Source organism: Streptomyces typhae, assembly GCF_009755605.1.
Classification (GTDB): domain Bacteria; phylum Actinomycetota; class Actinomycetes; order Streptomycetales; family Streptomycetaceae; genus Streptomyces; species Streptomyces typhae.
On the sequence record NZ_WPNZ01000062.1, the window covers coordinates 1 to 518 of the forward strand.

At 64.1% G+C, this 518-nt stretch carries 1 pseudogene; it reads left to right on the top strand.

Annotated features, from left to right (window positions below):
• Positions 1–232: 232 nt before the first annotated feature.
• Positions 233–514 (top strand): annotated as a pseudogene (locus GPA10_RS41530) (transposase); the annotation flags it as partial.
• Positions 515–518 lie beyond the last annotated feature (4 nt).

Below are 518 nucleotides of genomic sequence, written 5' to 3' on the forward strand. Positions count from 1 at the left end.
AGAGGTCATTTTCATCTGTAGTGCGGCGTTATCTATGCTATTGCGCCTACTGACGCCCTGATGCGAAGGGGGCTGTCGAGCTGGTCGGGCTCGTTGAGGCGGATGGTGTGGCATCCGGGGCAGGAGTGGGCTTGCGCCTGTCTCATTCCAGGACGCCCGGATGTGTTCCGTGCTTCAGCCAGGCTGAACACACACCTGGGCGCACGCCCTCGACCGGCGGTATGCCCAGGTCATGGCCGACCGTCGTGCGTATCCGAGTGCGTGGCGCTACGAGCGTCACGGCCGGGCCCTGGGCTTCGGCCGGCCGGCCGAGGTCGAGCTGCGCGAGATCATGAACGCGATCCTGTACGTGGACCGCACCGGGGTGCAGTGGCACTACCTGCCACATGATTTCCCGAACTGGAACACGGTCTACGGCTACTTCGCCAAATGGCAGTCTGACGGCATCTTTGCCCAGCTCAACGGCCTGCTGCGGAAGTTGGTACGCGAGCAGGAGGGCCGCAGTACGGAGCCCTAGG